The sequence below is a fragment of the Maribacter sp. Hel_I_7 genome (assembly GCF_000688315.1).
In the GTDB taxonomy this organism is placed as follows: Bacteria; Bacteroidota; Bacteroidia; order Flavobacteriales; family Flavobacteriaceae; genus Maribacter; species Maribacter stanieri.
Window position 1 is genome coordinate 1,050,533 of record NZ_JHZW01000003.1, and the last position, 24,033, is coordinate 1,074,565.

20 protein-coding genes and 1 other RNA gene are annotated in these 24,033 nt (G+C 32.5%); 14 read left to right on the forward strand and 7 right to left on the reverse strand.

From position 1 onward, the window contains the following. Nucleotides 1-74 precede the first annotated feature (74 nt). The gene (gene pheT, locus P178_RS0116275) at nt 75-2,504 is read left to right on the forward strand and encodes a phenylalanine--tRNA ligase subunit beta (RefSeq protein WP_027067213.1); all 2,430 of its coding nucleotides are present in this window, start codon (nt 75-77) and stop codon (nt 2,502-2,504) included. Here pheT and P178_RS0116280 read toward each other — a convergent pair whose 3' ends face one another. Then, the gene (locus P178_RS0116280; RefSeq protein WP_027067214.1) at nt 2,505-3,077 is read right to left on the reverse strand and encodes a fasciclin domain-containing protein; all 573 of its coding nucleotides are present in this window, start codon (nt 3,075-3,077) and stop codon (nt 2,505-2,507) included. Nucleotides 3,078-3,283: 206 nt separating this feature from the next. Here P178_RS0116280 and P178_RS0116285 point away from each other — a divergent pair, with 206 nt between their 5' ends. Beyond that, nucleotides 3,284-4,006 (forward strand): hypothetical protein, encoded by a 723-nt coding sequence (locus P178_RS0116285; RefSeq protein WP_027067215.1) that lies wholly within the window; start codon nt 3,284-3,286, stop codon nt 4,004-4,006. A gap of 10 nt (nt 4,007-4,016) precedes the next feature. Here the strand turns inward: P178_RS0116285 and P178_RS0116290 are convergent, their stop codons facing one another. Both P178_RS0116290 and P178_RS0116295 read right to left on the reverse strand, forming a co-directional pair. Next, entirely contained in the window at nt 4,017-5,141 is a 1,125-nt protein-coding gene (locus P178_RS0116290) for a hypothetical protein (RefSeq protein WP_155941662.1), read from the reverse strand. A gap of 32 nt (nt 5,142-5,173) precedes the next feature. Then, the gene (locus tag P178_RS0116295) at nt 5,174-6,796 is read right to left on the reverse strand and encodes an ABC-F family ATP-binding cassette domain-containing protein (protein WP_027067217.1); all 1,623 of its coding nucleotides are present in this window, start codon (nt 6,794-6,796) and stop codon (nt 5,174-5,176) included. A gap of 177 nt (nt 6,797-6,973) precedes the next feature. Between P178_RS0116295 and P178_RS0116300 the strand changes: the two genes are divergently transcribed. After that, the gene (locus P178_RS0116300; RefSeq protein ID WP_027067218.1) at nt 6,974-8,356 is read left to right on the forward strand and encodes a transaldolase; all 1,383 of its coding nucleotides are present in this window, start codon (nt 6,974-6,976) and stop codon (nt 8,354-8,356) included. 35 nt (nt 8,357-8,391) lie between these two features. Here the strand turns inward: P178_RS0116300 and P178_RS0116305 are convergent, their stop codons facing one another. After that, the gene (locus P178_RS0116305) at nt 8,392-9,201 is read right to left on the reverse strand and encodes an SDR family oxidoreductase (protein WP_027067219.1); all 810 of its coding nucleotides are present in this window, start codon (nt 9,199-9,201) and stop codon (nt 8,392-8,394) included. A gap of 90 nt (nt 9,202-9,291) precedes the next feature. Next, nucleotides 9,292-9,390: signal recognition particle sRNA small type (gene ffs / locus P178_RS22955), an RNA gene on the reverse strand. Between the two features lie 134 nt (nt 9,391-9,524). Between ffs and P178_RS0116310 the strand changes: the two genes are divergently transcribed. From P178_RS0116310 to P178_RS0116345, 8 genes are all read left to right on the forward strand, one after another. Further along, nucleotides 9,525-10,580 (forward strand): glutaminyl-peptide cyclotransferase, encoded by a 1,056-nt coding sequence (locus P178_RS0116310; protein ID WP_027067220.1) that lies wholly within the window; start codon nt 9,525-9,527, stop codon nt 10,578-10,580. Nucleotides 10,581-10,584: 4 nt separating this feature from the next. Continuing rightward, on the forward strand, nt 10,585-10,971 hold the full coding sequence (locus P178_RS0116315) for an acyl-CoA thioesterase (protein WP_027067221.1): 387 nt from the start codon (nt 10,585-10,587) through the stop codon (nt 10,969-10,971). 26 nt (nt 10,972-10,997) lie between these two features. Then, nucleotides 10,998-12,527: a hypothetical protein gene (locus tag P178_RS0116320; RefSeq protein WP_051638337.1), complete on the forward strand. Its 1,530-nt coding sequence runs from the start codon at nt 10,998-11,000 to the stop codon at nt 12,525-12,527. 144 nt (nt 12,528-12,671) lie between these two features. Then, the gene (locus P178_RS0116325; RefSeq protein WP_027067223.1) at nt 12,672-13,403 is read left to right on the forward strand and encodes a LytR/AlgR family response regulator transcription factor; all 732 of its coding nucleotides are present in this window, start codon (nt 12,672-12,674) and stop codon (nt 13,401-13,403) included. Nucleotides 13,404-13,543: 140 nt separating this feature from the next. Continuing rightward, entirely contained in the window at nt 13,544-13,723 is a 180-nt protein-coding gene (locus P178_RS0116330) for a hypothetical protein (protein ID WP_027067224.1), read from the forward strand. A gap of 118 nt (nt 13,724-13,841) precedes the next feature. Further along, on the forward strand, nt 13,842-15,893 hold the full coding sequence (locus P178_RS0116335; RefSeq protein WP_027067225.1) for an ATP-binding protein: 2,052 nt from the start codon (nt 13,842-13,844) through the stop codon (nt 15,891-15,893). A 39-nt stretch (nt 15,894-15,932) separates the two neighbouring features. Next, nucleotides 15,933-16,601, forward strand: a complete 669-nt coding sequence (locus P178_RS0116340) for a response regulator (RefSeq protein WP_027067226.1) — start codon at nt 15,933-15,935, stop codon at nt 16,599-16,601. Nucleotides 16,602-16,746: 145 nt separating this feature from the next. Further along, complete coding sequence (locus P178_RS0116345) at nt 16,747-17,385, forward strand: hypothetical protein (RefSeq protein ID WP_027067227.1); 639 nt, start codon at nt 16,747-16,749, stop codon at nt 17,383-17,385. Nucleotides 17,386-17,405: 20 nt separating this feature from the next. Here P178_RS0116345 and glyA read toward each other — a convergent pair whose 3' ends face one another. Then, entirely contained in the window at nt 17,406-18,680 is a 1,275-nt protein-coding gene (gene glyA / locus P178_RS0116350) for a serine hydroxymethyltransferase (protein WP_027067228.1), read from the reverse strand. A gap of 248 nt (nt 18,681-18,928) precedes the next feature. Between glyA and P178_RS0116355 the strand changes: the two genes are divergently transcribed. Then, nucleotides 18,929-20,113, forward strand: coding sequence for a hypothetical protein (locus P178_RS0116355; protein WP_027067229.1), 1,185 nt, complete (start codon nt 18,929-18,931; stop codon nt 20,111-20,113). A gap of 30 nt (nt 20,114-20,143) precedes the next feature. On the opposite strand, the gene ytxJ is transcribed toward P178_RS0116355, so the two are convergent. Next, entirely contained in the window at nt 20,144-20,539 is a 396-nt protein-coding gene (gene ytxJ / locus P178_RS0116360; RefSeq protein ID WP_027067230.1) for a bacillithiol system redox-active protein YtxJ, read from the reverse strand. Nucleotides 20,540-20,696: 157 nt separating this feature from the next. Here ytxJ and clpB point away from each other — a divergent pair, with 157 nt between their 5' ends. Continuing rightward, on the forward strand, nt 20,697-23,297 hold the full coding sequence (gene clpB / locus P178_RS0116365; protein WP_027067231.1) for an ATP-dependent chaperone ClpB: 2,601 nt from the start codon (nt 20,697-20,699) through the stop codon (nt 23,295-23,297). A gap of 111 nt (nt 23,298-23,408) precedes the next feature. Continuing rightward, nucleotides 23,409-24,002, forward strand: a complete 594-nt coding sequence (locus P178_RS0116370) for a TetR/AcrR family transcriptional regulator (RefSeq protein ID WP_027067232.1) — start codon at nt 23,409-23,411, stop codon at nt 24,000-24,002. Nucleotides 24,003-24,033 lie beyond the last annotated feature (31 nt).

The following is a 24,033-nucleotide window of genomic DNA, read 5'->3' on the forward strand; positions in this document are numbered from 1 at the left end:
TTTAAATAAAGACTTCATAGCTTATTGAATGTATACGGGCATTGTTTTATCTTTGCGCACTATAAATGTTTTGAATGAAAATATCATATAACTGGCTTAAACAGTTCATACAAATAGATTGGGAATCACAAAAAACCGGAGAACTTTTAACCGATTTAGGTTTAGAAGTAGAGGGTGTTGAAAAATTTGAATCTGTTAAAGGCGGATTGAAAGGCATTGTTGTTGGTCATGTATTAAGTTGCGTTAAACATACTAATGCCGATAAGCTAAATGTTACTATGGTCGATATAGGCCTAGATGCTCCTGTACAAATTGTATGTGGTGCCAAAAATGTTGCAGCAGGACAAAAAGTACCTGTAGCTACTATTGGTACAACATTGTATACCCCAGAAGGAGAAGCCTGGACTATTAAGAAAGGTAAAATTAGAGGCGAAGAAAGTTTTGGGATGATTTGCGCTGAAGATGAACTTGGTCTTGGATCTAGCCATGATGGAATTATGGTCTTGAACGAGGATTTAAAAGCGGGTACACCTTGCGCTGAAATATTCAATGTTGAAGAAGATGAAGTTTTTGAAATTGGACTTACCCCTAACCGTGCTGATGCTATGAGCCATTTTGGTGTAGCAAGAGATTTAAAAGCTGGGTTGAAGCAAAAGGAAATTACAAAAGAATTGATTACCCCATCGACCAGTCATTTTAATATTAATGACCGATCATTAAAAATAGACGTAGACGTTAAACAAACTGAACTTGCCCCAAGATACTGTGGTGTTACGTTGAGTAATTTAATTATTCAACCCTCTCCTACTTGGTTACAAAATAGGTTGAAATCTATAGGTCTAACTCCAAAAAATAATGTTGTTGATGCTACTAATTATGTATTACATGAATTAGGGCAACCTTTGCATGCATTTGACGCAGCAAAAATAAAGGGTAATAAAATTATTGTTCAAACCCTACCTAAAGGCACTAAATTCACTACACTTGACGGCGTTGAAAGAACGTTACATGAAGATGATTTAATGATTTGTGACACCGAAAAACCCTTATGTTTAGCTGGTGTGTTTGGAGGTTTAGGTTCTGGTGTAACCGAAGAAACCACTTCTATATTTTTAGAAAGTGCCTATTTTAACCCAGTTTCCATTAGAAAATCAGCAAAAAGACATGCGTTAAACACCGATGCGTCTTTTAGGTTTGAACGTGGTATTGATATAGAGAATGTTGAGTTCAGTCTAAAACGTGCCGCTTTATTGATAAAGGAAATTGCTGGCGGAGAAATCACTTCAGACATTTATGATCTATATCCTAAGAAGCAACCAAACTTTGAAGTTTTTCTTGCTTTTGAAAAAATAAACAAGCTTATAGGTCAAGCTATTCCGCAAGATACTATCAAATCTATTTTAGCATCTCTAGACATCAAGGTTAAAAACGTTACAGAAGCCGGTATGGGTCTTGAAGTACCGTCTTACAGAGTTGATGTACAAAGACAGGTAGATGTTATAGAAGAAATATTAAGAGTCTATGGCTATAACAATGTAGCTTTCAGCCAAAAGCTGAATGCATCCGTTGCAACCACAGAAGCAACCGCAGATCACACTATACAAACTACAATTGGCAATGTTTTAGCTTCAAAAGGCTATTATGAAATTTTAACCAATAGTTTAACCAATCCTGATTATGTTTCGTTACTAGATTCAGACGAAGAGGAACATAAATCTATAGAAATCATTAACCCATTAAGTGGCGATTTATCTATTTTAAGAAGAACCTCATTATTCTCTGCATTAGAAACTGCCAACTATAATATTAACCGTAGACGCGCAAACCTAAAGTTGTTCGAATTCGGAAAAACATATTATGCAAAAGGAGATAAAAGAATAGAGCCAAAATATTTAAGTATCTTATTAAGTGGAGATTCTACACAAGATAGCTGGACCAACAAAGCTATATCGACCAATTTTTACGAATTAAAATCAATTGTTGAAACAGTTCTATTAAGACTTGGAATATCTAACTTAAAGAGTGAGCCTATTAGTTCTTCCAATTTTTCAGAGGGCTTAACTTTTACATATAAAAAGAAAGAATTAGTTTCTTTCGGATTGATTAAAAAGTCAATTCTTAAACATTTTGATATTAAGCAAGATGTATTATATGCAGACTTCGATTGGGGTGCTGTTTTAAAACACTTAGAGACAACTCCTGTAGTGTTTAAAGAAATACCTAAGTATCCTGAAGTTAAGAGAGATTTCGCACTACTGTTGGATAACAAAGCGACTTATCGCGAACTTCACGACCTTGCTTTTGGAGCTGAGCGTAAGTACTTAAAAGATATGACGCTATTTGATGTTTACGAAGGCAAGAACTTACCGGAGGGTAAAAAATCTTATGCAGTTAGTTTTACATTGCAAGATGACAAAAGCACGTTAACTGAAAAACAAATTGAAAAGATAATGTCTAAACTACAAAATACTTACGAACGTAATTTAGGAGCAACGCTTCGTTAATTAAAATGTAGTTTCTGGAACAAAAACGGTGTCAATCTCATGAATGATGCCGTTAGATTGATTTGAGTCCGCAGTTACAATAACAGCACTATTGCCAGATTTATCAGTTAATACAATATCTATACCCTTCATTGTTGCAGTAATTTTTTCACCCTGTATTGTGGTAAATTTTGCTACACCATTTCCTCTACACATTGCTCTTAATATTGTAGATGCAGATAACTTATCCGCGATAATGTGATATGAAAGCATCGCTTTTAAAGCTTTCCTATTTTCTGGGTCAAATAATTTATCAATTGTAGCTTCTGATAATTTTTCAAACGCAAGATTAGAGGGAGCAAAAACTGTAAATTCTCCTTTATAATTTAATACCTTATCTAAATTTGTAGCTCTAAGGGCATTTAAAAGTCTAGAATGATTTTCAAAAGAGGCAGTGCGTTCTATAATAGACTTTTGTGGTTGTATACTAGAAATTAAACGCTCAAATTGTAATTCAATTACATTATCCTGTGCATAGGTCTGAAACCCTATAAATAGGGCAAACAGGGACACGAGGGCTGTCCATTTTTTCATGATAGTTGGTTATTAAGGGGCAAATGTTCTCGAAATCGACAAACGGTTCAATTTCTCCGTTAATATACAATTAGATGTCATTTTCACCTAGTATGAATTAAGCAATAAATTAACTTTAACGTTTTATTAACATTTAATTAAGTTAAACAAGAATTTCTCCAAATCACTAATTCATTAACTTTGAGAGTATTGCTAAAAAGAAGAACATGTTATTACCCAAAACTAACATTGAAACGAAACTTACAGAAGTTAGAAAGAAAAGTGTTTTATCTGAACAACATAGACTCAATGAAGTTTATGAAATCTTGTCTAAATTGGATAATGAACTTGACAGAATTGAAGAAAATGTAACAAGTAGTAAAGGAATATTAAATAATAAATTCAATATCGATTTATTAGATAGTTCAAAGATTTACCATATAGAGGATATCAAACAAATCTGTATAGATTATAGATTACGTTTTTTAGATACAAAATATTTTAAAGGCACTATTCCTACTGAAGCGTTATCAAAAATTAAAGCGCTAGAAAAAGAGCATAATATAGAAGTTAAGGGATTTAAAATTATTGCTCCTTCTAAACTTTTTAAACTAGAAGATAAAGATGATCCACTTTTGTTCGCCCCTATAGGTAACGGTTATCACTATTTAATACATCATTGGGGAAACGACCTTCACCCATTACGTAAAATTATGATGTGGCCATTTAAAAGCATTATAAATCTTATCATTTTAATATTGATGATGAGTTTTTTAACCACACTAGGAATACCTGAAGGACTATTCTCAAAAACGAATTCAAATGCTCAATTTTGGATTCTAAACTTTTTTATGTTCAAGTGTATTGCCTCTGTAGTAATATTCTATGGCTTTGCCATGGGTAAGAACTTTAACCCAGCTATTTGGAATAGCAAATACTTTAATAGTTAGATACCCTACCCTATTTAACGAATATTGTTTGCGGAACTCCTTCTAAATCTAAATTGTCAATTAACTTAAAATCGGGAGACGGGGTAATTCTTAGTATACCACCTTCATCAGCAGAACCATTTTTCTTATAGCCTATAAGTACATAATTGTTTTTAATATCATAGGCTATTGCTGTTGTTTCAGCAATGTTATACTTGATATCCAATTCAGTTTCAGTTAAGAAATTTTCAAATAAATAAACTACCGTACTATTTTTTTCAAAATCGTAAATAGCTGGAACTTCAGTAACTGCAGCTGATGGCATATTTTTGTGAAAATATAATTTACCTGCGGCATCCATGTAATAATCATTTGTAGTAATGAATCCTGGCTCTGTATTTTCTCCGTATGTTGTATACTCTTTATCTAAAGTCAGCGGGTCTATAGTAGTGTGTAATTTCGGATAACTGACAATAACTTTACCAGAATTATTGGTGAATAATCTTAAGGCATCAACCCCTAAATCCAATTCCATAATTATAATGTCAGTATCTAAATCTATTACCGATAAATAATAGTTATCCGTAACATATTCATCTAAAGTCAAAACGAAAAGTCTATCACCAGATGCAATTATATCTATTGGCTTTTTATCTAATGTAATTTCAGAGTAACTAGCTGTTGTTTGATCAAGGGAATTAACTCTTACTACAAATTGTTTGTCTTTACCTAGCAACTCTCTTTCATAAGCTATAAATGCCGATTCACTAGAATGTGCAGTTGCTATTACATTTAATTCACAAGAATCTAAATCTTCAAAAAGTGGAATTGATTTTGTTATCTCACTACTTGCATCATACCATTGAAAATTAGATTGGCAATTAGAAGTATAAAAATAACTGATATCTAAAGTCGTGCGATATTTTAAAGAATTTGAAGGAACATCATTAAATGATGCCAAAGTATTTTCCACGATTATTTTTTCTCCTGTAGAATTAACCACTACCGCATTAAGCTGGTTGTTGTTTTGCATAAAAACAGTATAATCTGAGACTACACTAGTTTTAATTTCTTCTGTGCTAGTATCGGTAGATTTCTCGCACGCAACGAAACTGAAGGCCAGCATAAGACAGGCCACAATATTGTAGGTTTTCATAAAACATCGATTTGGGTTAATCTATTCTATGCTTATTCAGCGTACATCTTATTACGCTGATCTTTTAATGCCTTGTCAGACATATATTCATCAAACGTAGAATACCTGTCAATGTTGCCTTTAGGAGTCAGTTCAATGATTCTATTTGCTACTGTCTGCGCAAATTCATGATCATGGGTAGTTAACAAAACTGTTCCTTTAAAGTTTTTCAAAGAATTGTTAAATGCAGTAATGCTTTCTAGATCTAAATGGTTAGTTGGCTCATCTAGCATTAACACGTTAGCACGCATTAACATCATTCTACTTAACATGCAACGTACTTTTTCTCCACCAGATAAAACTGTACATTTCTTAAGTGCCTCTTCTCCACTAAATAGCATTTTACCTAAGAAACCACGTATGTATACTTCTTCGCGCTCTTCTTCGGTTTTTGCATACTGTCTTAACCAATCTACTAGATTTATATTATCCGTAAAGAAATCTGCATTATCAGCAGGTAAATATGATTGTGTAGTGGTTACACCCCATTGAAAAGTACCTTTGTCTGCTTTTTTATTACCATTAATAATTTCATAGAAAGCCGAAGTAGCCCTAGAATCTCTAGAAATAATAGCTATTTTGTCTCCTTTAGCTAGGTTAATATTCACATTATCAAATAATAACTCTCCTTCATCAGTAGATGCAGAAAGACCTTCAACATTTAATATTTGATCTCCAGCTTCACGCTCCCTATCAAATATTATAGCAGGATATCTACGGCTAGATGGTTTAATATCATCAACCTTTAGTTTTGAAAGCATCTTTTTACGAGAAGTTGCTTGTTTACTTTTTGCAACGTTTGCACTAAAACGTGCAATAAATTCTTGTAATTCTTTTGCTTTTTCTTCTGATTTCTTATTCTGCTGTGCACGTTGGCGAGCAGCTAACTGGCTACTTTCGTACCAGAATGTATAGTTACCAGAATAAAGGTTCAATTTACCAAAATCAATATCACCAATATCTGTACATACCGTATCTAAAAAGTGACGGTCATGACTAACAACTATTACCGTATTTTCATAATCTGCTAAAAAGTTTTCTAACCAACTAATTGTTTCATAATCCAAGTCGTTGGTAGGCTCATCCATAATTAAAACATCTGGATTACCGAACAATGCTTGTGCTAAAAGTACACGTACCTTTAATTTGCTATCAAGTTCTGACATTAAAGTAAAATGCAAATCGGCATTAATACCTAAATTAGACAGCAAGGCAGCAGCGTTACTATCTGCATTCCAACCATTCATTTCTTCGAACTTTACCTGTAACTCCCCTATTCTATCTGCATTTTTATCATCGTAATCTGCATAAAGAGCATCTATTTCTTTCTTAATTTTATACAAAGGCTTATTACCCATTACTACAGCTTCTAACACTGTAAAATCATCTGCAGAGTTATGATTTTGCTCTAAGATAGACATCCTTTTACCTGGCTCTAAATGTACATGGCCAGAAGTTGGATCCATTTGTCCAGCAAGTATTTTCAGGAAAGTTGATTTACCAGCACCATTGGCACCTATAATACCATAACAATTACCTTGGGTAAAAGCAACGTTTACTTCATCGAACAAAACTCTTTTTCCAAATTGAACAGAAAGATTAGAAACAGATAACATAGAAATAAATTTTAAAAATCCGTGCAAAAATACTGAATTTATAGGCTTACACTACCTAGTTTATCATCAAATTCGACAAAAGATTCTTAAGTTAGCGGTCGACAACATTTAACTAGCTATTAACAACATCTGGTGATTAGGTTTATTATTTTTGGCTAACACCAGTCCCATAACTATATGATAAGATTTTTACTCTCTACATGCGTAGCCTTATTAGTAGGTTGTTCTTCTACAAAAAAAGATTCAGATACTGTTTTATTCGCTGGTGAAATTGTGAACCCTACGAGTGATCAAGTCATTTTAATGAAAGGTGGACTAAAAATAGATTCTGCCAAGCTAGATGATAAAAATAGATTTAAGTTTAAATTATCCGCTATAGAAAATGGATTGTACCATTTTAATTTAGCACCAGAACACCAATATGTATATTTAGAAAAAGGTGATAGCTTAATGGTACGCCTTAACACCATTTATTTTGATGAATCTTTGGTTTTCTCCGGGAGTAACGAAGAGACAAATAATTTTCTCTTAGAACTTTTCTTAGCTACTGAAGATGAAGATTCTGCCATGTACTCTGAGTACTACGAATTAGAACCAAAAGATTTTTTAGAAAAAATTGAATCTCTAAAACAAGACAAAATCTCTAGGTTACAAGAATTAAGCACTGACAATTTAATTTCCGAGGAGGCAATTAAATTGTTGAACGGAAGCATTGATTATACGTATAATAGATATAAAGAAATTTATCCTTTTCACCATAAAAGAAAGACTGCTGAAGAAAATTTTCATGATCTGCCTGAAAATTTCTATTCCTACAGAAATCAAATAAATTACGGAGATCACACACTTACGTACTTAAGACCTTACTACGATTTCATGAAGGCACACTTTGGCAACTTATCTTACATGAATTGTTTAAAGGATTGTGACAAAAGCAATAAAGTAGAAAGCAAGCAGCTGCATTATAAAAAGCATAAACTTCATTTAATAGATAGCTTAGTTATCGAAAAGGAATTAAGAGACAACCTCTTTAGAAATGTTGCTTTTGATTATCTCTTAAAAAAGAAGGATGCTCCGGAAAACACAGAAATCTTTTTAAAGGAATTTAAAAACGTATCCAAGAATAATATTCATATTGATGAGATTGAAAACCTTTACCAAGGTATTGCAAACCTTCAACCCCAAAAGGTTATTCCAGATTTAGATGTTATTTCATTTAATAGTGAAAACAAAACATTAACCGAAATTGCAGCGAATAAGAAAGTAATGTTTTATTTCTGGTCTGGCACCAACAAAAAGCAATACCAAGAGATATTTAAAAGAGTTGCCGTACTTAAAGAGAAGAAACCTGATCTTGAATTAATTGGTATTAATATTAAAACCGATTTTGATCAATGGAAGATTATCCTAAAAAATCTTGGTGTAGACGAATCTCTACAATATCACAGTAACGATTTTAAAGAGCTTACCGAGAAATTAGTTCTCTACCCTATGAACAAGGCTATTATTACTGAAAATGCGGTAATTGTAGATGGCTTCTCAAATATCTATTATAATTAATAGCAATTACTAAATTTATCTGCTGGGCATAAAACTTAATGGCTACTATGGCTCTCTAATAGTTTTTCGAACCAACGACCTGGTAACAAGTTTTTAAGTGTCAAAGAAAACTTCTGAATAAAAGTACCAACCTTATAGTGTGGTTTAGGGTTCTTGGTCTCTATAATTTTTGCTATTTTTTTGCCGACTTCAGCTGGGTCACTACCACTATCAACGTCTGCATCTATAGCTTCTAAAGTATTTCTATAAGCTTCTCTATATGGAGAATTTTCAAAAACCGGCGTATGATATCTACCTGAGGCAATATTTGTAGCAAAATCACCTGGTGCTAAAGTTGTAAGCTTTATACCAAAAGACTTAGTTTCCATTCTATAACTTTCCGTTACTATTTCAAGAGCACCTTTAGAAGCAGAATAAATTCCTCTGTAAGGCAAACCCATATAGCCCGCTATGGAAGTAATATTTATAATCAACCCACCTTTCTGCTTACGCATTACCGGTAGAACTTGATTCATTACATTTAAAGGTCCATTAAAATTGGTGGCAAATGCTTTTAAAACTTCTTCATGAGGTGTTTCTTCCATTGGTCCGGTAATACCAACACCAGCGTTGTTCACAAGCACATCTATTCTTTCTTCTTTCTCTAGCAAAGAAGCTATACAACTTTTAATAGTGGCTTCATTTCTAACATCCAACTCTAAAAGAGGAAACTCTGAAAATGATGGATATTTATTCTTGTCACGAGTAGTACCGTAAACTTTATACCCTAATGTACTTAAATGTATACCAATTGCTTTACCGATACCTGAAGACCCACCTGTAATTAGAACTACTTTTGTTTTCATTTTATAGAAAATAAGCGATGCTAAACGTTATATAGAATTGGTTTTGAATATGTTACCTTAAGTTGATTTATTTCACAATAAGGCACAAAAAAAAGGCAAGCTACCTACATCGCACCGCTACGACCATATACCCTTGCTGTGTTCCCACCCTGGGGGATTCTACAGGAGCTGGTCGTGTAGGACTTGCCAGGTGCAAATATACAATCTTTTAAAACTTTGACAATCCTTTTACATTCTAAATTTTATGAATTAAATTGCCTATTAATAGCAAGAGACCCTTCCTGCACACGATTACTAAGCAAACTTAAACACCCATTTTCTTAATGAGAATTGTAAAAATTATCTGTATCACTCTTATTACCAGTTTATTCACTGCATGCGGTAGCGGTAACCAAAAAGCATCTTCTCTATTCGAAATTGCTCTAGAAAAAAATGCAAACCTGGTTAACCAGAACCAAGAAATTGGTGTTAGTATTAAAAATAAAAAAGAAAAAGATATAGAAAGCGTTCAGTATAGTATTGACGGCAAGGTTATTCCGGTTAAAAATGACAAAATACATATCAATTTACCAACATTAGGCAACAAGATTTTGACAGCCAAAATTACATTTGATGGCGAAACCGTAGCTATTAATAAAAACCTAAAAGTACTCTCAGAAAAAGCTCCTGAAATATATACCTATACTATTATTAATGAATACCCGCACGATACAAAGGCTTACACGCAAGGTTTAGAATTCTACAACGATACATTATATGAGTCTACTGGAAAAAAAGGACAGTCCTTTCTAAGAAAGTTAGATTTTAAAACCGGTGAGGTTTTTGAACAAATAGATTTAGATGAAACTTACTTTGGAGAAGGCATAACTATATTGAATAATAAAATCTATCAGCTAACATGGCAAAGCGGTCTAGGTTTTATTTATGATTTAGATACTTTTAAAAAAATAGACAACTTTCAATATGGAAAAAGTCGTGAAGGCTGGGGCTTGACTAATGATGGCTCTAAAATTTATAAAAGTGATGGAACTGAAAAAATATGGTTTGTGAATCCAGATACAATGACAGAGGAAGGTTACATAGAAACGGTAACCAACTCATCAATATTTAATTCAGCCAACGAATTAGAATATGTAGATGGTAAAATTTATGCTAACGTTTATCAAAAACCGAGTGTCATGATTATTGATAGTAGAACAGGAGCTATAGAAGGTGTTATCAATTTCAGCGGTTTAAGTGATATCATTACTAAAACTGAGAATTGGGATAAAACAAATTACGTGCTTAACGGTATAGCGTACCACCCAGAACGCAAGACATTTTTCGTTACCGGTAAGTTCTGGGACAAAATGTTTGAAGTGCAAATAGAGAAAAAATAGAAATATGGCATTTCAAAAAGAGATTGTTGTTTCGCATGACGATTTAGACGATTTAAACCATGTAAACAATGTGCGCTATGTACAGTGGATACAAGACATTTCTAAAGAACATTGGCAAACAGTAGCAACTGCAAAAATGCAGCAAGACGTTATTTGGGTAGTATTAACTCATCATATAGAATATAAGCGGGCAGCAGTATTAGATGACCCAATTGTTATATCAACACACATAGAATCTAGTTCTGGTGCTAAATGTGTTAGAATTGTAGAGATGAAACATGGTAAAACCAATAAATTATTAGTTCGTTCAAGTACAGAATGGTGCTTATTAAATAGTAAATCTTATAGACCTGTAAGAATCCCTGAAGAGATAAAAGAAATTTTCCGCTAACTTAGTAATGCAAAAAGAATGCAACTGTGCGTATTAGAATATTAATTACTCTATCTATTTTGTTTACTATTCTATGGAGCACATCTTGTAGAAAAGATTTTGAATACACCGCCAGTAATGGTCATTTGTCTTTTTCTAAAGATACCGTTTACCTAGATACCGTTTTCTCGAATATAGGCAGTAGCACCTATACTCTCAAAGTTTATAATGACACTAAGGATGATGTCATTATACCCAACATTGCTCTTAGAAATGGCATTGAAAGCTTTTACCGACTGAATGTTGACGGAGTTGCAGGTAATAATTTTACCGATATTCCCATTTATGCAAAAGATAGTCTTTTCATTCTTATTGAAACAACAATAGATATAACGGACAACTCCATAAATGAGCTTTTATATACCGATGCAATTCAATTTGATAATGAGCCTAATTTACAATCTGTTGAATTAGTAACATTGGCAAAAAATGCCATATTCCTTTTTGCCAATAGTAATACTGAACATATTGATTTATATAATGATGAATCTGGTAATCCTATTCAGATAGAAGGGTTTAATATTCCAGATGAAAATTTAAATTTTACTAAAGATAAATCTTATGTTATCTATGGATACGCCATCGTCCCTGAAGATAAAGAACTAATTATAGACGCAGGTGCCCGAGTTCATTTTCATCAAAATTCTGGAATTTTAGTAAAAAATAAAGCCACACTAACCATAAACGGCGAACTAAGTGAAAGTGATGAATTATTAGAGCGAGAGGTAGTTTTTGAAGGTGATAGATTAGAAACAGAATTTGCTAGTATACCAGGGCAATGGGGAGCTATTTGGATTAGTGCAGGAAGTACAAACAACACTATAAATCATCTTACCATAAAAAATGCAACAGTTGGATTGTTCGTTGAAGGAAAAGAAAATGAAGCTGAAGCATCTTTAAACATTTCAAACAGCCGTATATATAATAGCACTAGGTATAATCTATGGTCAAAGAGTGCTGAAATAGAAGCTAACAATATTGTTTTAGGTGGATCGGGTAGTTCTTCGCTATTTATAGAAAATGGAGGCAGTTATTCTTTTATACACGCTACAATTGCAAATTACTGGAATAAAGGCTTCAGGTTTAATCCTTCTGTAGTAATAAGCAATACAAGCAGCAATAATGGCTTTGGGTTAGATTTGATAAAGGCAGATTTTAAAAATTGCATTATTGACGGCAGTAGCCAGAATGAGATCTCCCTTCAATCTAATAACGAAAACAGCTTGAACTATAATTTTCAAAATTGTTTTATCAAATTCAATGAAAACCAATCTTCAACCAATGATAGTTCTTTCTATCAATTTGATAATCCCGCCCACTACTCCAACATTCAAACAAATGGAAATTTAGATTATTATTTTCCTTTTGAAAATGATTTTAGAATTGGACTAGATTCTGAAATAATTAATAAAGGGGATGTAAATACAGCAAATTTTACACCTTTAGACATAATTGGAATAACACGAATAATGAGTCCAGATTTAGGAGCTTTTCAAGCAAAAGAGAAGGAATTTTAGATATTTCTTTAAATATAATGACAGATTTTTCTCTCACAAGCCCCGTAAATAGGTATTATATCAATATGTCCTTGGTTTTTATAAGGATATTCTAGGTCTCCTTTTTCCTTCCTATGTTTAATTTCGTAGTATACATTATATTTTTTGAACTACACATATACCATAATAGACTCTGATGCTGTCTCAAATTTGCAATTGCATGCATTTTTAGACGAATATGGTGATTTTGAATGTATAAATACTACCACTAACCCTACAGATGGTTTAAACGATATTTTAAAATATTCTCCTGATATTGTTTTTATAAACTTAAATAACGACTATTCATCAGTTTTTTTAATGGTGACCGAAATTCACCAATATATGAGTCAATTACCTATTTTAATTGGTATTGCTTCAACCAAAAATTACGCATATGACGCCATAAAAAATGGTTTTTTTGATTATTGGTTACAACCCTTTAATGAATTTGATATTCGTAAATCTTTGTTGAAACTTCAAAAAAGAATGCCAAAAGAAAAGGCTCCTGCAACTTTATGCCTTAAATCCTACAACGATTTTCAATACTTAAATACCAATGATATTCTTTATTTAAAAGCAGATAATAATACCACTGAATTTTTTATGAAAGATGGTACAATTATTAATGCTTTTAAAACGTTAAAAACTTTTGAGAAAACATTGCCAGATAACTTTATGCGTATACATCAAAGTTATATAGTAAATACTAGCTATGTTTCTCGCATTAACTTTGGCAAATCTATCTGCGCCTTAAAAACGGTGAATGAGAACATTCCATTCTCAAAGTCATACCGTGAGAATATGAATAACCTAAAAACTATTCTCTCAAAAAATACCCTTTCCGCTTTAAATTAAAGTATTCTCTCACAATTGGTTCATATACTAGCAGAATTAGGTCATATACTTAAGACTTAAAATATTGCGACTGTTACTTGAGGAACAATAGTACTTTGGCTATAGAATAAACCAAAGAACCCCTAAAAAACAGGAACATTATGAAAAAAGTAACAAGTATCTTAGCAGTAGCAGTAATGACATTAGGAATAGCAACAGCGGCTGTTCAAAATTTAAATAGTGAATTTGATTTCTTAAACGATATTTCTAAAGCACTTGCTTGTGATGATTGCCATACCAATGATACAAGAGGAGATAGACCTATAGGTAAAATCGCATAAGAATATAAAAACATATTACAAAAAAGCTTTTAACATTAATGTTAAAGGCTTTTTTTTTATACCTTGGTTTTCTATCTCCAAATATTTTTTTTTGATTAAATATTATTTTTCAATATTCGTGCTAGTTATATTTTGTACCAGTTGTGCAAAAACAAAACCTTCTTCAGAAACAACCACAACAACTAAGTTAGAAAATGATAGTATTTCTATCTGGATTGCAAAAAGTCAAAAACCTACCACAACAAATGAAGAAAAGTTAAAACTACAATTAAAAGCATATGCTTTTGCTGAAAATTCAAGTAACGATTCCTTAAAAGCCAGTTATTTTTCTACCCTTTCATATAATCAAATATTTGTAACTGATAGTTCTTTATTTCGTAAAGTAAATAAAAGAGCAATTACAACAAATGAAAAAATCAAGGACTCCACTGCGTTAGGTATAGCCTATTGGGATATGGGCTATTTTTTTCAAGGCAAAGTCTTTAAGGATAGTGCTTTCTATTATTACTCGGAAGCTCAGAAGACATTTGAAGACATTAATGAAAATGCATTATCAGGAATAATGTATTTAAATATGGCATCCATACAAATGCAGATAAAGGATTATACGGGCAGTGAAGCAAATACCACAAGAGCAATTGAACTATTTAAGCCTTTAAATGATAATTACAACTTATACAATTGTTATAATCTTCTTGGTATACTGCTAGGTGATTTAGAGGAATATGAAAAATCATTAATTTATTATAATGAGGCGCTTTATTATTTAAAAAAAACAGAAAATAGCAAAATAAATGAATTGCCTATTATTAATAACATAGGTATTGTTTATCGAAACACTAAACAATACAAGAAAGCAATTGAAAATTTTGAAAGTGTTATAAATGCCAGTAATATCCTTGTAAAAAATCCGAATTTATACGCAAAAGCTTTAAGTAACCTAGCTACTACCAAGCTATACAACGAAGATACACTTGGTATACATAACTTATTGATCAAAGCTATTGATATAAAGCACCAAGAGAAAGCATTAGGAAGCTTAGCATCAAGCTACTATGGTTTAGCTGAATACAACCTTTATGCAAAAGATACTTTAACAGCATTCGACAATGCTAAAAAGGCGTTAAAATTTTCAATTGAAAGTAATAATAATGAACGACTACTTAAAACTTGGTCTTTTCTCGCAGGCATAGATAACGCTAATGCTACTGAATATTTTCAAAAATTCACCATACTTAGTGACAGCCTTCAAAAAGAAGAACGTAAACAACAGAATAAATTTGCTCGTATACGCTTTGAAACAGATGAATTTATAGCAGAAAATTTAGAATTGGAAAGTGAAAAAGAAGTGCTTTCTAAACAAAAGCAAATGTGGATCGGTATTGCAACTGGTTTCTTTTTACTTGGTCTGTCAATCTACATTATCATTAACCAACGTGCTAAAAATCAAAAATTACGTTTTGACCAACAACAACAGGCAAATAACCAAGAGATTTTTAATCTCATGTTAATGCAAAAACAAAAAGTAGACGAAGTTAAAAGGCTAGAACAAAAACGTATTTCAGAAGAACTTCATGATGGTGTCTTAGGTAAAATGCTAGGTGCCCGTATGATATTGACAGGACTTAATAAACGCGCTACCGATGAGGCTATACAAGAAAAATCTAAAGCACTAGGCTCCTTACAAGAAATTGAAAATGAAATACGATCTATATCACATGAGTTAAGTCACAGTGCCTATCAAAAAATCAACAACTTTACAGACTCTATTGAAACACTACTTTCAAACAACAAAAATATCGACATTAAAACATTCTTTCATTTTAACGAAGACGAAAACTGGGACAGCCTAGCTGGTGATGTAAAAATTAATGTATACAGAATAATTCAAGAAACATTTCAAAATGCAATTAAGCATGCAAACTGCTCATATTTTGAAGTTACTTTTCACCGAGATGATGAGAAATTCAATGTAATAATGAGCGACAATGGCATCGGTTTCAATCTTAATAAAGGTAAAAAAGGTATTGGCATTAGAAATATTACTTCTAGGATGGATAAATTAAATGGTTCATTTCATATTGATACAACTGAAGGACAAGGCACTACAATCTCCCTGAACATTCCGATACAAATTGAAACTAAAAAAATAATAAATAATAATACCTAGTATTAAAACGTTTAGTAAATTACAATAGAATCGTAACTTATGAACACTGTACGAATTTTAGCGGTAGATGATCACGAAATGACAGCTTTGGGGTATAAATATATACTTGAAGACTCTGATTTTACTGGCTTTAATGTAAAAGTTGAAATTGCCACTAGTTTTGAAAAAGGTAAAAGTAAAATTGAATTATCTAAGCGCGCAGTACCTTATGATTTAATTCTGTTAGATATTCAATTATTCTCACCAGAATCTAAAGATATCAGAACTGGTATTGATTTAGGAATGGTTGCAAGAGCTGAAGTACCCAATTCAAAAGTAGTTTTCATGTCTTCTTATAGCGACAACTACAGAATCAATAACATTTTTAAAACCGTAAATCCAGATGGGTATATGGTTAAATCTGAAATTGATGAAATGTCGTTAAAAACAATGGTTGAAACTATAGTTAATGAATCTCCATATTACACCGCAAGTGCACTTTCTGCAATACGCCGAAGAATGTCTACAGACATTGTAATAGACGAACAAGACCAAAAAATACTATATCACCTTTCCCAAGGTATACACACAAGAGATATAGCACCATTAATTGGCTCTGCAAATACCACTGTTGAAGCTAGAAAAAGACAACTAAAAGCTTTATTCGATGTTAAGAATGGAAACGATCTTGCATTAATAAATGAAGCTAAAACCCGCGGATTCTTGTAAAATTATTAACTAATTGATTTTCAATTAGTTATGATTTTTATCTTCATTTTAACATAATATCCTCATAAATTCTAAGGTTTTCCTATATGAAATTGCAACGTGAGAAAAGTATCTTTATAAGAAAGAATGCTATAATTTTTCTTGTATGCCATTTAATTACGAAAACTTCATAAACAATTCAAAGCTAGAATACACCAAAGAAATTAATGGTTTAGACGAATTTCTAAACTCTCTTGGTTTTCATTATTTCTCAAGTGTAAAGCTTAATAATAAGCATATTACCTTTAACTCCATTAGTTTGGTAGTAGAAGTAACTTGTAATTTAGATTTGCTGGAGCTACTTGCGCACTTTAATACCGGACGTTGGGGAAGCAATGGCAAAGAAGAATCTCCTTTACAACATGCCTTAGATATTCTTGATTTACAGAATCAATATCATATAGATATTGAAGAACTTACCTTTTTCTTAAATGATACAAGTATTGTTATTAAAAGAATTTATGAAAAGAGTATACCAAGCCAATTAAATGACATTTTAAAGCAAATTGCATTTAACTATGTCTTTTTAACAAGAGGTCTTACTCAAAAACCATATGAAATTTTCGTTCCTATTTTTGAAGATATAATAGAAAATATAGATGCTAACGAAAATCAACTAAATATGGTCCCAAAATCATATTCTGAATTTTGGGGAATATATTTAGATAAGGACGACGAAGCATCTATTTATGATGTGAACAAGAATACCTATGTAAGTGGTGATTTAGAGTTTCTATCAGAATAAAAAACCAAACCTATTTTTAATTAAGCATTAAAAATAGGTCTCGTATTCATCATTGCATTTACTTTACTTTTCACTTCTTTGATTATAGTTTCATTTTCAGGATTTGTAATTACCTGATCAATGAAATCAACAACTATTTCCATATCACCTTCAACTAAGCCCCTAGTGGTAATAGCTGCAGTTCCAAAACGAATACCCGAAGTAACAAATGGAGATTTGTCATCAAAAGGCACCATATTCTTGTTTGCCGTAATATCAGCAAGAACCAATGCTTTTTCTGCATCTTTACCAGAAATATCTTTATTTCTAAGATCAATAAGCATCATATGATTGTCCGTACCATCAGAAATGATGTTGTAACCACGTTTCACAAAAGATTTAGCCATTGCATCGGCATTCTTCTTTACTTGCGCTATATAAGTTGCATACGATTCTGTTAATGCTTCACCAAAAGCAATTGCTTTACCAGCAATAACATGCTCTAAAGGACCACCTTGATTACCTGGAAAAACTGCTAAATCCAATAAAGCGGACATTTTTCTAAGGTTACCGTTTTTCAACTTAATGCCAAATGGGTTTTCAAAATCTTCTCCCATCAATATTAAACCTCCTCTTGGACCTCTTAATGTTTTATGTGTTGTTGTAGTAACAATATGACAGTGAGGAATAGGATTGTTCAATAATCCTTTTGCAATTAATCCTGCCGGATGAGAAATATCTGCAAGCAATATAGCATTTACACTATCTGCAATTTTACGAAAACGCTCAAAATCCATATCTCTAGAATAAGCAGATGCCCCAGCGATAATTAATTTCGGCTGCTCTTTTGTAGCTACTTCTTGAATTTTATCGTAATCTAATCTACCTGTTTCTTTATCAACTCCATAAAAAACAGGGTTATATAACCTACCTGAAAAATTTACGGGAGAACCATGAGTTAGGTGCCCTCCGTGAGATAGATCAAAACCTAATATTTTATCTCCTGGTTGTAAACATGCATGATAAACTGCCGCATTAGCTTGAGAACCTGAGTGTGGTTGTACATTAGCATATGCCGCACCAAAAAGCTCTTTAGCCCTGTCAATAGCCAATTGCTCAACTTTATCAACTACTTCGCAACCTCCGTAATATCTTTTTCCAGGGTAACCTTCTGCATACTTATTTGTAAGCACAGAACCTTGGGCTTCCATAACTTGAGGACTAGTAAAGTTTTCAGAGGCAATTAATTCAATGCCGTTAATTTGACGTTGCTTCTCTTCTTCAATAAGTTTAAATATTGTTGTATCGCGTTGCATGTTACTATATCTTTTAAATAAGCTGCTAAAATACAAATAGCCTACTTAATGAAATATAAAAAACAGTACAAACACATAACTTATTTATTAAAATAAGTTAATAACTATATTTTTTTTAAAAGACGCCAAAGTAATGACAGTTAAGCATCTTAACGAAAATATACTATTCCTTATCCTATTACGTTAAGTAATAACCCTTTTATGGCACGGCTGTTGAATAGCTTTAATAAATTCTAAAATTAATAGACATGAAAAAATTTCTACTATTTAGTTTTATAGGTCTACTACTTTCTTGTAGTGGCGTTAAGAAAACGCAAGAAGCTCTTAATTCTGGCAATTACGAAGCTGCAATTAATAAAGCAGTTATGAATATTGCAGAGAACAAGACCAAAAAAAGTAATCAAACGTATATTGTTCTGCTTGAGGAAGGGTATAAAAAAAATACCGAAAGAGAATTACAACATATAAAGTTCCTTAAAAAGGATGGTAATGCTGCTAATTACGAAGAAATCTATAATACATACGGACGTTTAAAATCTATTCAGGAAAGAATACGACCATTGCTTCCTTTGTATATTCAAGACGAAAACAGAAAGGCGCAGTTTAATTTTAAAAATTATGATGAGGATATAATTGCCGCTAAAACTAATTTATCCGAATTTTTATACAATAAGGCAACAACGCTATTAAAAGATGCTAATTATAAGTCTGACTATAGAAATGCGTATAATGACCTTAATTATTTAGAAGAGATTAATCCTAATTTCAAAGATGTTGTAAGCAAGATAGATGAAGCATATAAAAAAGGGTTAGATTTTGTTATTGTAGAAATGACGAATAATACAGATCAAATAATACCAAAAAGGCTTGAAGATGAACTTTTAAATTTGAATACTTATGGATTGAATTCTGATTGGACCGAGTACCACACTAATAGAATACAGAATCAACTATACGATTATCAGATGGAGGTTTCTTTTCAGGACATTAATATTTCTCCCGAACAAATTAGAGAGAAACAAATAAGTAAGGAAAAGCAGATTAAAGACGGATATACTTTTGTTGAAGATCGTAATGGCAATGTAGTTTCTGACAGTTTAGGCAATAGTATAAAGGTTGATAAATTTAAAACTGTAAGATGTGATTTTTACCAATTTACTCAATTTAAAAGTGCACAAGTTACAGGTGTTGTAAGTTTTATTGATATAAAAAAGCAACAGAAAATTAATCAGTACCCATTATCCAGTCAGTTCGTATTTGAGCATATTTACGCCAATTACGATGGAGACAAAAGAGCTTTAGACAATGATTTGGTTTCACTATTACAATTGGCAAGAGTTCCTTTTCCCAGTAACGAACAAATGGTTTATGATGCTGGTGAAGATTTAAAAAATAATCTTAAAAATATTCTTAACAATCAAAGGTTCAACTAAAAAAAAAGCCCCGTTTAGTACGGGGCTTTTTTATATATATTGTTCTAATTTTATATCAGATATTGCTCCATGAGAATCGTGGATTACCACTACCCCATTTTTTATTATCAACATTTGTGGCGATTGATGCATTACCCCAAATTCTGAAGCTACCGCATTAGATACATCCCTATTTGCCAATAAGTCTAAAAAGTAAAGATCCATCTGTCCATTTTCAAGACCATAACTACTTTTAAACATATTCAAAACCATTCTACTAATACCGCAAGACGTTGAGTGCTTGAATATAACCTGTGGTCTATTATTAGATGCTTCCTTAATGTCTTTCAATTGACCAATTGTATTCAAGGAAATCCAAGGTATATCTGACGAAGCATTCCCATCATCACTTTTTGAATTCCCAAATAAACCTCCAAATAATCCCATAAAATTCTTAATTTAATAGTCTAAATTCAATTCGAGCAACCTGACTAATTGTCATTTTATTTTCTTAAATTTACGCCATTTTGTCTCATAAATTCAATTGGTAAGATTGTTGAATATTAATTTTCAAAAGTATTACAATTAACTAAAACCTGAGATAATGAATATAAATAATTTTACTATAAAATCACAAGAGGCTATTCAACAAGCCCAGTTGATTGCTCAGAATAATGGGCATCAACAAATTGAAAACGAACACCTATTTAAAGCACTTACAGAAGTAGAAGAAAATGTAATGCCCTTTTTAATTAAAAAGCTTGGTATTAATTTTTCGCTAGTTCAACAAATTTTAGAAAAAGAACTTTTAAGCTTTCCTAAAGTTGAAGGCGGTGACTTACAATTTTCTAGAGAAGCTAGTAAGACTTTAAACGAAGCCAGTATCATCGCCAAAAAAATGGAAGATGAATATGTCTCTATAGAACATCTATTTTTAGCCATCTTAAAATCAAAAAGTAAGATAGCCCAAATCTTAAAAGACCAAGGGGCAACCGAAAAAGATTTAATGTCTGCAATAGACGAATTGCGTAATGGCGACAAGGTAACCTCGCAAAGTGCCGAAGACAATTATAACTCACTTAATAAATACGCTAAAAATCTAAATGAATTAGCAGATAGCGGTAAATTAGACCCAGTAATTGGGCGTGATGAAGAAATTCGTAGAATTCTACAAATTTTGTCTAGACGCACCAAGAACAACCCAATTTTAGTAGGTGAACCAGGAGTTGGTAAAACGGCTATTGTTGAAGGTTTAGCACATAGAATTATACAGGGCGATATTCCTGAAAACCTAAAGGATAAAGTAATTTACTCTTTAGATATGGGAGCATTAATAGCTGGCGCCAAGTATAAAGGCGAGTTTGAAGAACGATTAAAAGCGGTTATTAAGGAGGTGGTAAGTGCAGATGGCAATATCATCTTATTTATTGATGAAATACACACTTTAGTTGGCGCCGGAGGCGGACAAGGAGCTATGGATGCCGCAAACATTCTCAAACCTGCTTTAGCTAGAGGTGAATTAAGATCGATCGGTGCAACTACCTTAGATGAATATCAAAAATATTTTGAGAAAGATAAAGCCCTTGAAAGAAGATTTCAAAAGGTGGTTGTAGATCAGCCAGATACTGAAAGTGCTATTTCCATCCTTAGGGGTATTAAAGAAAAGTATGAAGCTCATCACAAAGTACGTATTAAAGATGAAGCGGTCATTGCTGCTGTAGAGTTATCACAACGATATATAACCAATAGATTCTTACCAGATAAGGCTATTGACCTTATGGATGAAGCCGCATCTAAACTTCGAATGGAAATTAATTCTAAGCCAGAAGAGCTAGATGTGCTTGATCGAAAGATCATGCAGATTGAAATTGAGATTGAAGCCATTAAACGCGAAAATGACAAGGCTAAGCTTCAAGTTTTAAATTTAGATCTGGCAAACATAAAAGAAGAACGTAATGAAATATTTGCTCAATGGGAAAGCGAAAAATCTGTAGTTGATAATATTCAACAGACTAAACTTGATATTGAAAATTTCAAGGCAGAAGCGGAACGTGCAGAGCGTAACGGCGATTACGGGAAAGTTGCCGAGATTAGATATGGAAAAATCAAGGAAGCACAGGAGAATTTAACCAAATTACAAGATGATTTGGCTTCACAGCAACATTCTGGTACTTTAATTAAAGAAGAAGTTACTAGTGACGATATTGCTGAAGTTGTTGCAAAATGGACAGGAATACCTGTTACTAAAATGCTGCAAAGTGAGCGGGAAAAGTTACTGAAATTAGAAAGTGTGCTACACAAAAGAGTAGTTGGTCAAGAAGAAGCTATTGAAGCTGTTTCCGACGCAATTAGAAGAAGCAGAGCAGGTTTACAAGATGCTAGAAAACCAATTGGTTCATTTTTATTCTTAGGTACAACTGGTGTTGGTAAAACGGAGTTGGCAAAAACATTAGCCTCTTATTTATTTGATGACGAGAATGCAATGACCAGAATAGATATGAGTGAATACCAAGAAAGACACTCCGTAAGCAGACTTGTAGGAGCTCCTCCAGGATACGTTGGTTATGACGAAGGTGGACAATTGACAGAGGCTGTTAGAAGAAGACCATATTCTGTGGTGCTTTTAGATGAAATTGAAAAAGCACACCCAGATACTTTCAATATTTTATTACAAGTATTGGATGAAGGAAGATTGACAGATAATAAAGGAAGGGTTGCTGATTTTAAAAATACAATTATAATCATGACCAGTAATATGGGAAGTGATATAATTCAAGATAAATTTGAAAACGCAGTAGATACTTATAGCGCTACAGAAGCCGCTAGAGTTGAAGTACTTGGGTTGTTAAAGAAAACAGTTCGCCCAGAGTTTATTAATAGAATTGATGACATTGTAATGTTTACGCCTTTAACCAAGGACAACATTAAACAAATTGTAAGACTTCAATTAGATCAACTAAAGAAAATGTTGGACAAACAACAAATTACTTTAGATGCTACTGAAGAAGCTATTGCTTATTTGGCAGATAAAGGTTATGATCCTCAATTTGGAGCAAGACCGGTTAAAAGAACTATTCAAAAAGAGGTTCTTAACAATATGTCCAAATCACTTCTTAGTGGAGAAATTAAGTCTGATAGCGTTGTCTTGCTAGACGCCTTTGACAATAGTTTAGTTTTTAGGAATCAAGAAGATATCGTTGTCTAATTTTATAAAAATGATAAAAAAGCGTTCATATTAAATATATGAGCGCTTTTTTTTATCAACAATATATACCATGCAGTATAGATTTTTTATATTCGCATAAAACAGTCTTATATGTCCACAAAAGCCGAAAGAACTACCGCTTATATTATTGAGACTGTCGCCCCTGTTTTTAATAAACATGGATACGTCGGCACTAGCATGAGTGATTTAACAGATGCTACAAACCTTACTAAAGGTGCATTATACGGTAATTTTGAAAACAAAGAAGCTTTAGCATTAGCGGCATTCGAATTTAACCGTAACGTATTGCTTACAGGTATTGATGAACATTTATCTATTGAAGGCAAGGCTATTAACAAGATAGAGAACCTTATAGCATTTTATAAGAAATATGATGTTTTTACCATGAACATGGGTGGTTGTCCAATTTTAAATGTAGGCATAGACGCACAACATAACAATAAATTATTGGCTGCCGCAGCAAAGGAAACCATTAAAGAAATTGAAGGAAAAATTGCTTTGGTTTTTGAGAACGGTATTAATAATGGAGAATTTAAATTACCAGTAACTCCTCTGCAGTTTTCTAAGCAATTACTCACCATTATCCAAGGAGCCATAGCAATGGCAAGTATTACCAAAGACCGTAAATACTTATTGAATACAGTAACTTACCTAGAAGTTTTGATAAAAAGAGAACTTAAATAAGCTAATACGGTTTTCGCATTAGCTTATATCT

Coding starts and splice junctions, on each gene's coding strand:
- pheT (WP_027067213.1), top strand. CDS start 75: ATGAAAATATCATATAACTGGCTTAAACAGTTCATACAAATAGATTGG.
- P178_RS0116280 (WP_027067214.1), bottom strand. CDS start 3,077: ATGAAAAAATGGACAGCCCTCGTGTCCCTGTTTGCCCTATTTATAGGG.
- P178_RS0116285 (WP_027067215.1), top strand. CDS start 3,284: ATGTTATTACCCAAAACTAACATTGAAACGAAACTTACAGAAGTTAGA.
- P178_RS0116290 (WP_155941662.1), bottom strand. CDS start 5,141: ATGAAAACCTACAATATTGTGGCCTGTCTTATGCTGGCCTTCAGTTTC.
- P178_RS0116295 (WP_027067217.1), bottom strand. CDS start 6,796: ATGTTATCTGTTTCTAATCTTTCTGTTCAATTTGGAAAAAGAGTTTTG.
- P178_RS0116300 (WP_027067218.1), top strand. CDS start 6,974: ATGATAAGATTTTTACTCTCTACATGCGTAGCCTTATTAGTAGGTTGT.
- P178_RS0116305 (WP_027067219.1), bottom strand. CDS start 9,201: ATGAAAACAAAAGTAGTTCTAATTACAGGTGGGTCTTCAGGTATCGGT.
- P178_RS0116310 (WP_027067220.1), top strand. CDS start 9,525: ATGAGAATTGTAAAAATTATCTGTATCACTCTTATTACCAGTTTATTC.
- P178_RS0116315 (WP_027067221.1), top strand. CDS start 10,585: ATGGCATTTCAAAAAGAGATTGTTGTTTCGCATGACGATTTAGACGAT.
- P178_RS0116330 (WP_027067224.1), top strand. CDS start 13,544: ATGAAAAAAGTAACAAGTATCTTAGCAGTAGCAGTAATGACATTAGGA.
- P178_RS0116340 (WP_027067226.1), top strand. CDS start 15,933: ATGAACACTGTACGAATTTTAGCGGTAGATGATCACGAAATGACAGCT.
- P178_RS0116345 (WP_027067227.1), top strand. CDS start 16,747: ATGCCATTTAATTACGAAAACTTCATAAACAATTCAAAGCTAGAATAC.
- glyA (WP_027067228.1), bottom strand. CDS start 18,680: ATGCAACGCGATACAACAATATTTAAACTTATTGAAGAAGAGAAGCAA.
- P178_RS0116355 (WP_027067229.1), top strand. CDS start 18,929: ATGAAAAAATTTCTACTATTTAGTTTTATAGGTCTACTACTTTCTTGT.
- ytxJ (WP_027067230.1), bottom strand. CDS start 20,539: ATGGGATTATTTGGAGGTTTATTTGGGAATTCAAAAAGTGATGATGGG.
- clpB (WP_027067231.1), top strand. CDS start 20,697: ATGAATATAAATAATTTTACTATAAAATCACAAGAGGCTATTCAACAA.
- P178_RS0116370 (WP_027067232.1), top strand. CDS start 23,409: ATGTCCACAAAAGCCGAAAGAACTACCGCTTATATTATTGAGACTGTC.